Annotated in this window: 16 protein-coding genes; 2 read left to right on the forward strand and 14 right to left on the reverse strand. The window is 59.2% G+C overall.

The annotated features are described in order from the left end of the window. Positions 1-7 precede the first annotated feature (7 nt). Genes ricT through RBT76_00330 form a run of 5 tightly spaced genes read right to left on the reverse strand, consistent with a single transcriptional unit; the run spans position 8 to position 4,781 of the window. Positions 8-913, reverse strand: coding sequence for a regulatory iron-sulfur-containing complex subunit RicT (gene ricT / locus RBT76_00310; protein ID MDX9856213.1), 906 nt, complete (start codon positions 911-913; stop codon positions 8-10). 26 nt (positions 914-939) lie between these two features. Then, positions 940-2,109 (reverse strand): hypothetical protein, encoded by a 1,170-nt coding sequence (locus tag RBT76_00315; protein ID MDX9856214.1) that lies wholly within the window; start codon positions 2,107-2,109, stop codon positions 940-942. Continuing rightward, positions 2,096-3,268 carry a peptidoglycan DD-metalloendopeptidase family protein gene (locus RBT76_00320; GenBank protein MDX9856215.1) on the reverse strand — a complete coding sequence of 391 codons (1,173 nt, stop codon included), beginning with the start codon at positions 3,266-3,268 and terminating at the stop codon, positions 2,096-2,098. Before RBT76_00320 ends, RBT76_00315 begins: the two co-directional genes overlap by 14 nt. Then, a complete protein-coding gene (locus RBT76_00325) occupies positions 3,265-4,122 on the reverse strand; it encodes a permease-like cell division protein FtsX (GenBank protein ID MDX9856216.1) in 858 nt (285 codons plus the stop codon). Before RBT76_00325 ends, RBT76_00320 begins: the two co-directional genes overlap by 4 nt. Beyond that, complete coding sequence (locus RBT76_00330; protein MDX9856217.1) at positions 4,119-4,781, reverse strand: ATP-binding cassette domain-containing protein; 663 nt, start codon at positions 4,779-4,781, stop codon at positions 4,119-4,121. The genes RBT76_00325 and RBT76_00330 overlap by 4 nt, the downstream gene beginning before the upstream one ends. A 122-nt stretch (positions 4,782-4,903) precedes the next feature. Here RBT76_00330 and RBT76_00335 point away from each other — a divergent pair, with 122 nt between their 5' ends. Further along, on the forward strand, positions 4,904-5,875 hold the full coding sequence (locus RBT76_00335; protein MDX9856218.1) for a YCF48-related protein: 972 nt from the start codon (positions 4,904-4,906) through the stop codon (positions 5,873-5,875). A 69-nt stretch (positions 5,876-5,944) separates the two neighbouring features. Here RBT76_00335 and rho read toward each other — a convergent pair whose 3' ends face one another. The 8 genes from rho to RBT76_00375 all read right to left on the reverse strand — a co-directional run bounded on the left by rho (position 5,945) and on the right by RBT76_00375 (position 12,551). After that, positions 5,945-7,192, reverse strand: coding sequence for a transcription termination factor Rho (gene rho / locus RBT76_00340; GenBank protein ID MDX9856219.1), 1,248 nt, complete (start codon positions 7,190-7,192; stop codon positions 5,945-5,947). Positions 7,193-7,245: 53 nt separating this feature from the next. Continuing rightward, the gene (rsfS, locus tag RBT76_00345) at positions 7,246-7,605 is read right to left on the reverse strand and encodes a ribosome silencing factor (GenBank protein MDX9856220.1); all 360 of its coding nucleotides are present in this window, start codon (positions 7,603-7,605) and stop codon (positions 7,246-7,248) included. Between the two features lie 6 nt (positions 7,606-7,611). Then, positions 7,612-8,082: a LytR C-terminal domain-containing protein gene (locus RBT76_00350; protein MDX9856221.1), complete on the reverse strand. Its 471-nt coding sequence runs from the start codon at positions 8,080-8,082 to the stop codon at positions 7,612-7,614. A gap of 161 nt (positions 8,083-8,243) precedes the next feature. Continuing rightward, complete coding sequence (locus tag RBT76_00355; GenBank protein ID MDX9856222.1) at positions 8,244-8,729, reverse strand: hypothetical protein; 486 nt, start codon at positions 8,727-8,729, stop codon at positions 8,244-8,246. Between the two features lie 128 nt (positions 8,730-8,857). Next, positions 8,858-9,610, reverse strand: coding sequence for an NTP transferase domain-containing protein (locus RBT76_00360; protein ID MDX9856223.1), 753 nt, complete (start codon positions 9,608-9,610; stop codon positions 8,858-8,860). Positions 9,611-9,649: 39 nt separating this feature from the next. Next, positions 9,650-10,000, reverse strand: coding sequence for an aspartate 1-decarboxylase (locus tag RBT76_00365; protein ID MDX9856224.1), 351 nt, complete (start codon positions 9,998-10,000; stop codon positions 9,650-9,652). A gap of 560 nt (positions 10,001-10,560) precedes the next feature. After that, positions 10,561-11,406 carry a pantoate--beta-alanine ligase gene (gene panC / locus RBT76_00370; protein MDX9856225.1) on the reverse strand — a complete coding sequence of 282 codons (846 nt, stop codon included), beginning with the start codon at positions 11,404-11,406 and terminating at the stop codon, positions 10,561-10,563. Then, positions 11,403-12,551: a hypothetical protein gene (locus tag RBT76_00375; GenBank protein ID MDX9856226.1), complete on the reverse strand. Its 1,149-nt coding sequence runs from the start codon at positions 12,549-12,551 to the stop codon at positions 11,403-11,405. The genes panC and RBT76_00375 overlap by 4 nt, the downstream gene beginning before the upstream one ends. Positions 12,552-12,957: 406 nt before the next feature. Between RBT76_00375 and RBT76_00380 the strand changes: the two genes are divergently transcribed. Next, positions 12,958-13,254, forward strand: coding sequence for a hypothetical protein (locus tag RBT76_00380; protein MDX9856227.1), 297 nt, complete (start codon positions 12,958-12,960; stop codon positions 13,252-13,254). Here the strand turns inward: RBT76_00380 and RBT76_00385 are convergent. Continuing rightward, the gene (locus RBT76_00385; GenBank protein MDX9856228.1) at positions 13,245-14,246 is read right to left on the reverse strand and encodes a GTPase; all 1,002 of its coding nucleotides are present in this window, start codon (positions 14,244-14,246) and stop codon (positions 13,245-13,247) included. The genes RBT76_00380 and RBT76_00385 overlap by 10 nt on opposite strands. Positions 14,247-14,396: the final 150 nt, after the last annotated feature.

The following is a 14,396-nucleotide window of genomic DNA, read 5'->3' on the forward strand; positions in this document are numbered from 1 at the left end:
TGCTCCGTTACATTGCGGTTTTGCCGTTCGCGGATTCATCCTCGAGCTTGCTGAGTTGCTCGATGTCAATCTCGGCATCATCGAGCGCCGGTCTCGGCTGCGGCGCGGTGGCGCCGACGGTGTCCTTGATATCCTGCGGAGCGATACGGAACGTGAGTCGGTCCTCAGTCAGAATGACCGCTTCTTCGTTGAAGACGTCGATTCGCTCAATTACGCCGTCGCCCTTGGTCGTTCGCACGGCCGTGCCGGGCGACGGGAACCTCGCCTTGACGGCGTGATAGAGATCGCTCTCGTAGCGCAGGCAACAGAGCAGTCGTCCGCAATTGCCCGAGATTTTGCTGGGATTGAGCGGCAGATCCTGCTCGCGGGCATGCTGGGTCGAAATCGGTACGAACTCTTTGATGTGGCTGTTACAGCACTGCTGCCGACCGCAGATGCCGTAGCCGCCGATCCGACGGGCCTCGTCGCGCACGCCGATCTGGCGAAGCTCGATACGCGTGCGGTACTTGGCAGCGAGATCGCGCACCAGCGCTCGGAAATCGACCCGGTGGTCGGCCGTAAAAAAGAATGTGATCTTGTTGCCGTCGAACTGGCACTCCACGTCAACAATCTTCATCACCAGTCCGTGGCGACGGACCATTTTCACTATATCGCCCTTGTACGCGACTTCGTTGCGCTTGAGTTCCGTAAACCGCGCCATGTCTTCGTTACCCGCGGGCCGAAGAATGGACCGAGGTTTCTCGGACGAGGCGATGCGGTCGCCGTTGTCGATATGCGTAATGATCCATCCCAGATCTTCGCCCTGCTCGGCCTGGGTGATCACATAGTCGTCGACCTTGAGCGAGTGATGGTACGTATTGTAAAAGTACTCCTTGCGGGAGCCTTTGAATTCAACCAGAAACAGTTCAGCCATGAGAATAGTCCGATTCGCGTCACATTTCAGGAGACGACAGCCGTTGATTCGGCCTGGCGGATGGCCGCTCTCATTTTCAGCACCAGTGCCGCTAAAGCGGTATGAATATGCACGTTGAGGTATAGATCGGCAAGGGTATTCTTGATGGCAATCAGGAGGGATTCCGCCAGTCCGCTCGCCTCGAACGGGCGGCTCAGTTTCATAAGCTCGTCGGCGAAGTCGACATTCGTCAACTGGTCGGGCTGCGAACGTATCGCAAAGTCGGCACAATCACGAATCAGCGATTGCCATAACAGCAAAGACTGCTCGATATCGCTTCGCCCCCGGCTCGCCAGCTGCTCCATCGCGACCTGCATGGCCTCCCCTGACGGTCGCTGAAAGAGGAGCTTGAAGACAAGCCAGGCGACCGACCGGATCGGCGCTTCCTCCTCGTCCTCGGGGCCCATCAATCTTATGGCTCGACCGGGCAGCCCCTCAGCCAGGCGGGCAAGCAGAACAGCCTGCTTCGACGGCGCTCCGTACGCCGTTTCGAGATACTGCGCGATCATCGCTTCCGGCGATCGCGCCAGCCGCACCTCTTGCGCGCGAGACTGGATGGTCGGCAATAGCGACTCGGCGCGCTCCGCGGTGAGAATGATGACTGTCCGCGGCGGGGGTTCTTCAATCAGTTTGAGCAAGGAGTCGGCGGAGTCATCGCGCATCTTCTGCGCACGGTCGAATATCGCGACCCGTACAATCTCCTCCGAGCCCCGCCTGCTCAGGGTCAGCTTTACATCGCGCGACTGCTCGATTCGGATGGTTGCGGCCTTCTCCTCCTCGATCATGGCCAATGGCTCTTCGCGCAGCCGATCGAGACACGCATTGAGAAACTCGAACTTCTCGATGTCGTTTTTGTACGTCTGAATCGGCACCACGGGATACAGGCCCTCGAAATTGATCGCAGCGATCGTGCGGCACGGGGGGCATTGGCCGCACGGCCGCACCGTCCGGTTGCCGTCGGGATCGCCGCCATCGACACGCTGCCTGCAATTGAGAAGCGAGGCGAAGGCCGAGGCAAGCGCCCAGTGGCCGGATCCATATGGCCCGGTAAACAGATAACAGGACGCCACCCGGCCGGCCAGAAACGACCGGCTCAGTATCGACCAGGCCCGTGGCTGGGCGGTGACGATGTCGAAGGCGATCTCAGAGCGCTTCAAACTTGATCCATTCCACCGGGTCGAGCGGTTCCCGTTCTTCCCGCAGTTCGAACCGGACCTGGCCGTCGTCGCCTGCCACCCCCAGCGGGCTGCCGCCCGCGAGGTGCTCGCGCTCGGAGACATCGATGCGACCCAGTCCGGCATAGGTCGTGTAGTGCTGACTGTCGTGTCGGATGATAACGAAATTTCCGTAGCCGCGCAAATTGCCGGTGTACGCGACTGTCCCGGATGCAACGAGGCGTACGGTCGCCCCCGGCTTGCCCTTGATGACGATACCGGGAGAATACGACTTCAGTTTGGTGATCGGATCGACCGACAAGCCGAACGGCACCACCACCTTGCCTCGGTGCGGCATGATCAACTGTCCCTTCAGGGCGGTGAAAACCGACGGCGCCACACCGGCCTCGGGATACGGGTTCCGGCGACCGGCTTCCTCCAGCCGCGCGATAATCTGCTGCATCTCGGCGGCCGCCTGCTGCAATGTCAACATCCGGTCGGCTTCGTCCTGCTTCAGTCGCTTGAGCCTATCCAGCGAACGTTCCTGCTTCTCCTTCCTGCTCTGACCGACCGAAAAACTGATCTCCTTCTCCTTCTTCAAGTTGGTCACCAGCTTGCGCTGGCCGGTCAATTCCTCGAGCTGGCTGACGGACTCGGCGAGGTACGTTTGTGCCTGCTCGACATTTCCGGACTCGAAGCCCGCCAGTGCGGTGAGATACACGGTAGTCCGATGAAGATCCAGCTCGCCGTTCGGCTCGTTGACCAGGGACTGGTCCGGCAATCGTGTGGCGTAGTATGCCTGACGGATGTTGCCGAGATATCGCCGGCGGGTGTTGTCGAAACTCAATTGGTTGTTCTGCAGGGCGGTCTCCGCCTCGCCAAGACTCTTTTTGAGCGCAGTCAGCTCGTTGCTGAGACGGTTGATCAGTTTCCGGTCCGACGAAATACGCTGATCGTAGTCGGCAATCTGCCGGGCAACCGATTCTTCAGCGGAGCGGAGCGAATCCAGACGACGACGGCTGTCGTCGACGTCCTTCTGGATTTTCTCCAGTTCCTTCTGCTGCTCGAGAATTTGCCGCTTATCGTCGGCGGTAACGCCTCCCGCCAGCCAGCATCCGAGCAGCATCGGAACTACCGCGGCACGTATTACTTTCCGCATCATTTGAGCGACCGTCGAATTCCAAGAAAACCACTGATGCAGCCGACCAGCGCAGCAGCTGCGCAAAACAGTATCATATCCTCGCGGGAGGGTAATACGATCGTTATCTGGGTGAACACCACACGCGAATGGCCGTACAAAACGATCACCCAGCTGAAGATCGCCGACAACCCGCCGATCAGCAGTCCTTCTATTATAAACGGCATCCCGACAAAAGATTTCGATGCCCCCAGCAGCATCATTTGCCGGAAGCCGACCGCGCGCGCCCGCGTCATGAGCCGGATGCTGTTCGACGACGTGATGAGCGCCGTGAGCAGAATAATCGCACCCAGACCGAGCCCGACCTGCAGGATCAACCCGCGCGTCGTCTCCGCCTTCTCGAGAAACCGCCTGCTGTAAGCGACGTCGTCAATACCGGGGATCAGCGTAAGCTGCTCGCTGATCCGTTGCATATCCCCTGAATTCAGCACCTGGGGCTCCATCGTCAGCACGTACGAGCGAGGCAGCGGATTGAGCGAGTCGTAGCCGACGAGCAGGTCGATGCCCAGTTGGTCGGCCAGTTCCGCCCGTGCCTGTTGCTTGGAAACATATGCTGCGGAGACAATACCGTCTATCGCATAGATCTCTTTGGTCAGGGACGTCGCCGCCGAGTCGGGCAGGTCTTCATTGATAAAGGCCTCCATGCGCAGTTCCGATAACAGGTCGCGATAGAAGGCTTCCGATGTCCCGGCCGCCACCCAGAAGATGTTGAAAAGCAGAAAGAGCAGGGTCAACGACAGTACCGAGCCGAGCGCTGTGCCGGGATTGCGGTACAGACTCCGCCCCAGTTCGCGAACCATGAAGCCGAGGCGAATCACTGCAGGACCCCGTTTATCAACTGGTAATACGCCGTCTGTGGCAGTTCCTGGGAAGGGACATCGGACGTGAGTATCAGCATCGACCGCCCGGACAACGCCACTTTCTGCAGCACCTGGTAAACGCGCTCCCAGGTGTTTCTGTCCAGACCGGCCATCGGCTCGTCAATAATAAGGAGCGGCTGGTTGGCTATCGATGCCCGGGCGAACTGGGTGAGCGTATTTTCGACCCGGGTGAGCGACCCCGGAGTCTCCGACGCCTGTTTCAGCAGCGAGAACTCCGTCAGGACCTTGAACAGGCGCTCCCGTTGCGTTGAGCGGCGAACCCCTGCCAGTACCAGCGGCAGCGTGATATTTTCAGATACCGTCAGAAGCGGCATGAGCCCAAAGGGCCCGCCGATCCCCCCGATCTGATGCCGGACCCGGCGGATAGCGCTCGACCGTCCCTTTTTGAGCTGTTCGCCGAATACCTCCACCGAACCGGCCGATGCGAAGCGGAGCCCAACGAGCAGTTCCACGAGCGTCGTTTTCCCCGAGCCCGCCGCACCGGCAATGACGGCGGAGTGCTCAGGAAGAAGCGTGAAGTTGAGGTCGCGAAAGACGAAATCGCCCCGGTCGGTGCGATATTCGACGTTATGCAATTCTATCAACGGCTGTTTCATGTCGACTTGAGTCCGATTAGACCCGCGAGTTGTTTGACATCCTGCGCGTTACGCCCTATTATGCGCTACGATTGCGAACACGCCGGCGCACGTGCCTGCGTGCAGTGTATAAGTGATACCGGATGACTTCAATTAAAAACACCGCTGTGACGACGTTTCGTGCCGCAATCCTTGCGATTGTCGGTATCGCCATGCCCGCGCAGGCCTCTGCCGGGGACTTCGAGCCGGTTCGTCTCGACATCACGGAAAATATCACGGGAATCGAGTTCGTATCAGCCGATACCGGTTTTGTCGTCAGTCAGGGCGGTCAGCTCGGTATCACGCACGACGGCGGTCGCACGTGGCGCGTCATGACGATCGCACCAAATGCGCCACTGGAAGACGTCTCGTTTCTCGATGGTCGGACCGGGGCGGTATGTGGACGCGGCGGTTCGCTGTACGTCACCACCGATGGCGGCCGGCGCTGGGAGAATCGCTCGATCATGGACACCGTTTCATGGCTGCTGTCGGTGCAGTGGGTGGATTCGCTCCACGCGGTGGCTGCGGGAATGACCCGCGCGACTGCCTCGCCGCTGCTCGGTTTTACGCTGGTGACGCGTGACCGAGGGCGTACCTGGCAGCGGCAGGAATCAATGGGGCTGGGATACGGCGAGTTGTTTCGTGCCCCGCACGGCCCGGTCTACTTCCAGTCGTTCGGCAAGCTTCACATGAGTCGCGACGGCGGTCAGACGTGGAGGACGATCGAGACGCTCGACGGCATCCCGGGCCGGGTGACTTCCGTTACCGGCCGAGTCGGGATTCTCGCCGGGGCCGGCGGCCGTATCATGTATTCCCACGACAACGGTCGCACATGGAATGACGCCTCCGCCGACCCCAAGAATGTCTTTACCAGTCTCGCCATGGTGAACGCCGACACCGGCTATGTCGCCGGTTTGAACGGAGTCGTCATGAAGACGACCGACGCCGGCGTGTCATGGACCGACATCGCGCTCGATCCGTCCCTGGCATTCGACATTTACGATATGGCCATTGCGGGGGAGTACGTGTATCTGGTCGGCCGGTCCGGGACGGTCCTTCGGGCCCGCCGGCCCTGAACGAACCCGCCGCCTCAAAAGAAAGGCGCAGCCGGGTGACTGCGCCTGAGACGTCTCTGCCTGAGCAGGTTAATCCTTCATCGAAGCGAGGAATTTCGCGTTGCTCTTGGACTTTTTCATTCGATCGACCAGAAATTCCATGGCCTCGATCGGGTTCATCTCCGCGAGGAACTTGCGAAGGATCCAGATTTTCGACAGGGTATCCTGATCCATCAGCAGCTCTTCCTTGCGGGTCGATGACCGGTTGATATCCATGGCCGGGAAGACGCGCCGGTCGCTGAGTCGGCGGTCGAGCACCATTTCCATATTACCGGTGCCCTTGAACTCCTCGAAAATCACCTCGTCCATGCGCGAGCCGGTTTCGATCAGAGCGGTGGCGCAGATGGTAAGGGAGCCGCCTTCTTCAACGTTGCGGGCGGCGCCGAAAAACCGTTTCGGCTTGTGCAGCGCGTTGGAATCCACACCGCCGGAGAGAATCTTGCCCGAATGCGGCACCACGGAGTTGTGGGCGCGCGCAAGTCGGGTGATCGAGTCCAGCAGAATGACCACGTCGTGCTTGTGCTCGACCAGTCGTTTGGCTTTTTCGAGCACCATGTTCGCGACCTGCACGTGACGGTCGGCCGGTTCGTCGAAGGTCGACGAGATGACTTCGCCGCGCACCGAACGCCGCATGTCCGTCACTTCCTCCGGCCGCTCGTCGATCAAGAGCACGATCAACTTGACGTCGGGGTGGTTGGCCGTGATGGCCTGCGCGATTTTCTGGAGTATGATCGTCTTGCCGGCTTTCGGCGGAGAGGTAATCAGGGCGCGCTGTCCCTTGCCGATCGGACACATCAGATCAATAATGCGCGTCGTCAACTGCTCGGCCGACAATTCCAGCTTGAACGGGGTGTTCGGATACAGCGGGGTCAGGTTGTCGAACAACGTCTTGTGCTTGGCGGCCTCGGGATTTTCGTAGTTGACCGCCTCGATCTTGAGCAGCGCAAAATACCGCTCGTTGTCCTTGGGCGGTCGTACCTGTCCGGAGATGGTGTCGCCGGTCCGAAGATCGAATCGTTTGATCTGCGACGGCGAGACGTAGATGTCGTCCTGACCGGGAAGGTAGTTGTAGTCGGGAGAGCGCAAAAAGCCGTAGCCCTCGTCCATGATTTCCAGGACCCCCTCGGCCAGAATCGCGCCGTTCTGCGTGGACTGGTTTTCCATCACCTTGTAGATCAGCTCGGATTTCCGCAGGCCGGACACGCCCGGGATATCGAGGTCTTCGGCGATTTTCAGCAGCTCCGCGATGGTCTTCGATTTCAGATCGGCTAGTTCCATGGTACTTCCTATGTGTTTATCATCAATCAACAATCGGCGGTTACGTCCGGCCGCTATTCATCGGCCAGTTCCTCGACCGGTGCATCGCCCCAGAGCTTTTCGAGCGCATAGAACCGGCGGGTGGGCTCATAAAACACGTGCACGACGACATCGACGTAGTCGAGCAGAATCCAGTTGCCGCCCCTGCGTCCTTCGCGATGGTACGGCTTGATGCCGTCATTGCGCAGACCGTCTTCGATCGCCTCGGCGATCGCATTCACCTGCACATCGGCGTCTCCCGATGCGATCACGAAGTAATCGCACACCGAGGAGAGCCCTTTCAGTTTCAGTATCCTGACGTCAAACGCCTTCTTGGAAAGCGCCAGCCGACCGGCCTGGCGCGCGAGGGTAAGTGCGGTGCTGGTCGTGCTCAAAGTGTGCTATTGTTTCTCCGTCGTAGCAGGTTTCGGCGCCGCAATCCGCGCATGATCGCTTCCGACAACAAGTGTCACCGACACATGGCGGTAGTTATTTTCCAGTTCATCGTAGGTCACCCGGCTGTCATCGAGACCCAGTTTCCGCGCCAGTACGAGGGCCGCGGTCTTGTCCCGTTCGCGCGAGATCACGAACGAGCTGTCAACCGAGACGGATTCGAAGTTATCCGTATCGACGATCGAAATCCGAATGTCCGCGTCGCGGTATCCGGAGAGCCGGTCGGCGACCTGAGCCGCCATGCGGGGCACGCCGCAGCCGTTGAGTACCTGCAGACGCACGGTGTGCGTGGGCGGGTCGACCGTCTGCGAAATCCCGCGCGCCACCTGCAGCGTTACCGACACAACGTAGACCAACAAGACCACGAACGTGACGGCGATGAGAATCTCGAGGTAGCGACTTTTCAGTTGTAGTTTCACTCCGCCAATCTCCCGACGGATATCACGGCAGCTGCAAACAGGTTACTCGTTGCGGGGTGGAAAACAGGTCAGGCGGTCTGCAGGAAGGATGATGCGGTAACAATTGTCTCCCGGCGGTCTCTCCTAAGGTTAGTTCCCTCGTGGTCTGCCTGTCTCGCGGTTCAGAATGACCAGTCGGGCGAAATCAGGCCATACCGGCTGTAGTACCCGTATGGTCCGGGGTACGCCCGTCCGTCGAACCGCTGCACCCCGATCGACATATGAAACTTATCGGAGGGATGGTAATCGAGCCGGAAACCCGGCAGGATCGTGGCACCGTTGTTCTCGTCACCCCAGAGCGCCCCCGGACTGTGAAGAATGCCGAGATTCACCTGAAGCGAGAGCTTCGGCGAAAACTCGTAAAACATGCTGGTCGACGCCAGTCCGACGGAGCCGGAATAACCCGATCCGGAGAAGTACGAGACGGAATAGCTGTGCGACCATTTGATCCGGGAGAAATCAATCAGTGAAAAGGGGGATTCGACCGGCCTGACGCCCATGCTGTTGGACGCGGTCGGCTGCTCCAGCCGGGCCCGCTCGATATCCTGAGTGTAGCCGGCGGCGGCCAGAGAGAGCACAACGATAACGGTAACAACGTGTTTCATCATACAATACTCGCCGTTCAATCTACGGTTCGCGCTTCGACGGGTCAACAAAAAACGGCAGGCGGAGTCAGGGCAAGCGCCGCCGCTATAGGTTATAACGTTGTAATCGGCATCGGGAGTCAAAAAAACAATTACAAACCCGGCGCGAACTTCTCCGCGAGCGCCTCGAGCTGCTCTTTGGAGTTGACGCCCCGCACCTCATCGGGCTCCCGGCAGGTGACGACGGCGACCTTCAGCCCCTTGCCGTGCAGAATCTTAACGGCATCGGTCAGATAATACTCGCCCTGCGCGTTACGGTCATCGATGTCATCGATCACACCAAAGAGGCGGCGGTTGTCGAAACAGAATGTGCCCGAATTGATCTCCCTGATCCGCTGAATCTCTTCCGATGCATCTTTGTGCTCGACGATAGCGCGAAGGAAGTCACTGTCGCCGTCGCGAACGATCCGCCCGTAGCCGGTCGGATCGTCGAAGATGGCGGACAAACAGGTGGCCGCGGCTTTGGTTCGCTCGTGGACGGAGATCAGGTCGCGCACGGAGCGCTCGGTAAGAAAGGGCACGTCGCCCGCGCACACGAGTGTGGTACCATCGAAATCCCGCAAGCGCTCGCGCGCCATCATGACGGCGTGGCCGGTGCCGCGCTGCTCGTGCTGCCAGACGAAGTCGACCGGATAGTCGGCGAGCGCCTTTTCGACCAGGTCCCCCTTGAAACCAATCACGACAACCGTGCGGTCGAAGGCGAGCGGCTCGAGTGTATCGAGCAGGATGCGGATCATGGGGCGGCCATGAATTTCGTGCAGCACTTTCGGCAGGTCGGATTTCATCCGTTTGCCTTTACCGGCGGCGAGCACAATAGCCGCTCTGGGTCGCGAATCGGTAGCCATGCTGGAAATAACCCCCGTTGTAACGGCGAGAAACTGCGGTCAGGTCGTCGGTCGATTGCGGTCGTCAACATGCACGACGGCCGGCTTAAACGAGTCGGCCTCGGCGCGGTCGATCTGGGCGTACGCGATGATAATGACGAGATCGCCTTTTTCGGCGAGTCGGGCGGCGGCGCCGTTGAGCGCGATCGTCCCCGAGCCGCGTTTACCCTCGATCACGTACGTCTCGAAGCGGGCGCCGGTGTTGATATTGGCGACCTGGACCTGCTCCCACGGCACCAGGTCCGCGAGATCCATCAGGTCGCGATCGATCGTAATCGACCCGACATAGTTCAAGTCCTTGTCGGTAATGGTCGCCCGATGGATTTTCGATTTGCATATAGTAATCAACATGCTCGCTCAATCCGCGCCTTTCGTCTCAGGGGGCCAATATAGTCTTTTTCGGCAATTCCGCAAGGGGATAACGCCAAAATCGGCCCGCTCGTGTACCCGTGTAACCGGCAAGATCATAAGGAGTTCCTGAATTCCTGACAGTCATTGCCGAGCGGACTCTCGTTGGGCGCGGCGAGTGAGGCCTGTCCCGCCTCGGACTTACTGTCAACGAACTTCCCGAGGAGGAGTGCCGGCACGCAAACCAAGAACAATAATTGAAAAAGTCATTGTACAAGTATGTCTTTGAGGCGGTTACGGGGAAATGGGTTCGTTTTGTCATTTTTAGGGGGTCCCCATTTTCTTCTCTTCTCCGGAGCGCATCAATAAAGTGACGGTTAGTAAAATTCTTCGGTGCGTACGGTGACATAGAATGGCTCCTCGTAACTGAGCAACATCTCTCTGCCTTAGGGGGGCGCGCCATTAACACTATCGATGTCGTAGCAAATGCGTTGGCGATGTGACTTCTTTGGAGCGCAGGAACGCTGGCGCGCGGGTGAACGGACAGGACGGCGGGCCGCCGGCTACCGCAGCTTCAGGTTGTCGATCAGGCGCACGCCGTGCACCCGGGCGGCGAGAGAACAAACGGTGCCGGATTCGACAGTCGTACGGGGGGCGAGAGTCTTCAGATCATTAAAGGCAATATAGTCGATCTGAGCGCTGGGACAGGTGGCGAGGATGGCCTTTTCCATCTCTCGCTTGATTTTAGCACTCGACCTCTCCCCCGCGCGGGCGAGCGCTCTGGCGGTCACCAGTCCGCGATACAGACAAACGGCTTCGGGACGAGTCTCGGGCGTGAAGTATTTGTTTCGCGACGACATCGCGAGGCCATCGCGCTCGCGCACGGTCGGCGCGACGATAAACCTGATCGGGTATCCCAGGTCGGCTGTCATCTGACGGAGGACGGTGGCCTGCTGAAAGTCTTTCATGCCGAAGACGGCGACATCGGGCCGGATAATATTGAAGAGCTTGGCAACAACGGTGGTAACGCCCCGGAAGTGAGTCGGCCGCGAGGCGCCTTCAAGAATTCGAGTCAGTTTTTCGACGGTGACGAAGGTCTGAAAGTCTTTGGGATAGACTTCTCGCGTGGTTGGAATAAACACGATGTCACCGCCGGCCGAGCGGATTTTCTTCAGGTCGCCTCGTTCATCCCGGGGGTAGGTCGACAGGTCCTCGCGCGGGCCGAACTGGGTGGGGTTGACGAAAATGGTCGTGACGACAACATCGGCGTGTTGTTTGGCTTTGCGGATCAACGACAGGTGGCCGTCGTGCAGAAAGCCCATAGTCGGGACGACACCGATCGTTTTGCCTTGCGCGGCGAGCAGGCGGGCGGCCTGCTGCATCTGTTTTACGGTACGGATGGTTTTCATGCGGGATCAGACGGCAGACCGTTCGGGGTCGAATTGACGGCTGACTCCGGAGTGCCTGCAGGAGTCGGCTCGCCGATCGGTGGTTCCTCGTCGATCCGGTACCCGTCCTTGTGGTAGCGGATAACGACATACCCGTAGGCCTGCGCCGAGGCGACAACACACAGAAAGTAGCCGATCACGCTCGCGAAGATCAAAAAGAGCATGAATGCCATAACATGAGAGGCGAGGCTGTCGCCTGATCTGACAAACGGGAGCAGGCTGATCCCCCAGTCAACACCGGGAAACACCGTGAGCGCCTCTCGAAATAAATCGGAACGAATGGGTAAATGTGACAAGGCACTTGCCACCAGCTTGCGCATCCTGCCGCCGTCGGTAAGGTCGGTCGCAAACACGATTGCCTGCACGGAACGGAAGGCAAAGTACGCGTAGACGAAGCTGGCGATCTTACCGGTTACGAGCGCGTACCCCGTATAGCCGAGCCATCGAAGGGGCTGGCGGATGACGGTGGAGAATGTCTCGAGAATAAGTCCAAAGGTCTCGCCGCGGCGGTCGGCGGCGGCAATGGCCGGTGTCAAAATGATCGATACGAGAGCGATCATGGCAATAAACACGGTGAACAGAGCGATGAAGTACAACGGGAACACTACGAAAAGGCTGTAGAGCCATTCACCCAGATAGGGAATCCGGCCAAACAGGCCAAGCAACATAAAGAGAGCGACAATAAACGTCACGAAAGCCGCGATAGCGATCTCGCAGAGGAACACCGTGCGGGCGCGACTCAGAGCGAAGCGGGCGGCGTCTTTGATCGAGAAGAAACGGTTGCCGCGTATCTGCTCAACGTTGATGGCGGCTACCCCGGTCTGACCGAGCATCAGGACAAAGACAGCGCCAAACATCCCGAGAATCAGCACTGGACCGGCGAGTGGATCAGCGAGGCCGGCCGACGGGTCCGGGAACAACCCGTACACGTCGAATACAACCCCGAGATTCGAGCCTGAAACCAGATGGGCAAGGTAAAACGCCAGGTCGAAGACCGCCAGGGCCACGACCAGCGACGCGGTCATGACGAATATCTGCTTGGCTGACAGCGCCCTCGCGGGCGCCCCGAGGATGTCTCTCAGGTCGAAATACAGGCGGGGTTTCATGGGCTCAATCTTTCCCCTCGGCGGCGACAAAGTCAAGGGAAAAGGCTGGCGTTTGGGCTAAACCCACAGCCGCACAGACCGATAGAAATAATGGATGAAATTAGTATTCCTTAAAAGGGGGACGCCAAAGACGGCCGGCAGCGGATCGAAAGATCCACTGGTCGCCACCCCACCAGTCGGTCTCATCAGAACGATTACACTCAACAGCATGACATCAGCCGCCGCGGTCGCGGTTTTCTTGTCTCTGGGGGGCGGATCCGTCCGATTCGTGCCGGTGACGCTGGCGGCCGGAGTGATCGCAGCCGGTTCGTGGTTCGCGTGCCGACGTATCAAAAGGCCGCGGTCGGCGGCGAGTGCAAGTCGGGCCGAGCATGGTGCGATAACGTCACGCGTTCCTCATGCACGGATGAAACTTCATTCCGGCGGCGTTTCGTCGTCGCCGTCGGGCAGTCTGGAGCGTGTGAAACGATCGGCGGAGCGAGTCAATGAAATTGAAGACGAACTGATCAGGAGAATCTCGGAGCGATATCCGACCGATCAACGTACGCGGGCATTGATGATCGAATTGCAGATATGCCGTTCGCGAATGCATGCGCAACTGGCCGACCTGAGGGCGGACGACGAGACCGAGGTTGGCTCGCTGGAGGAGTTTCTTCGCGGCGCCCAGCAGAGGTACTCGGGGTTGCAGGCTGATCAGATGTGAAATTCGACCACATCACCGTCGGTCAAGACGTGATCGCGGTTAACTCGCTGGCCATCGAACTTTCCCTGTCCCCAGATCTTGGCGAACTTCAATTTCTCCGCAAAGTCTTTGTGAATGGTCATCGCAGCGTCTTCGACGGTCCCGCCGACCGGGAGGACGACGGGATCGACCAGTTCGACGGGCTTGCCTATCTGTTTGGTATAAACGCGGATGATGCGCAGAGATTGGAAGATCGTTCGGCGCAGCGCGGTCAGGGTCGTGTCGTCCAGAATGGACGTCAGGACGGTGGGAAATCCCGCGAACGAGTTTTCGAGCGCGGCTTTGCCATTCCCGGATTCGTCGTCGTAGACTTTGTGTCCGCACACGAGCGTGCGTTTGTAGACGTACCGGGCATCGTCGACATGCGCGGGCGGGTCCGGGGTAAGAATGATCTTCCGTTCCGCGAGCGCGTCGATGATATACCGGTTCCGATCGCCCAGATTGCCGTCGGAGAGGTCAACGACAAGCAAAACGAGGTCGGCGTTGCGGACCAGATTGGTCAGGTAGTTTTCGAACGACTCGTCCGAGATCGGCGGCGTATCGATCAGTTGAATCTGGATTGTTTCATAGTCCATCATGCCGGTGGCGGGCTCGCGGGTCGAGTAGGGATAGTCGGCTATTTCCACCCTGGCGTTGGTGAGCGCATCGACGAGTGACGATTTACCGCTGTTAGGCGCGCCGATCAGAATAACCTGCCCGGCGCCTTCGCGCTCGACGAAGTCATGGGTGGGGGCCTGTCGTGCCGCGCCGGCCGACGTCTTGCCCCCGCCGTCTATCTCCTTCTTCAGTTTGGAGATCTTCGCTTTCATTTCCGCCTGGAGCTTGTCGGTACCTTTGTGTTTGGGCATGATGCGAAGCAGTTCCTCGGCGAGACGAAGTTTCTCCCGGGAATCGCGGCAGGCCCGGAACTCCCGTTCCAGCTCGTAATACTGAGGGGGCAGATTGGCCGGCATGCCCTATTAATAATGGAGTGCCCGGCAGTTGGCAAGTGTTGGTGCAGCCCCGGATGTACGCCGCCTGCGGCGCCGATGCAACCGACGCAGCAGCGGGAGGGCGTTTATGATCGCACCTGCACGAGTTCAGGCGGACTTATCCGGGCACCC

The sequence above is a fragment of the Candidatus Zixiibacteriota bacterium genome (assembly GCA_034003725.1).
In the GTDB taxonomy this organism is placed as follows: domain Bacteria; phylum Zixibacteria; class MSB-5A5; order GN15; family FEB-12; genus WJMS01.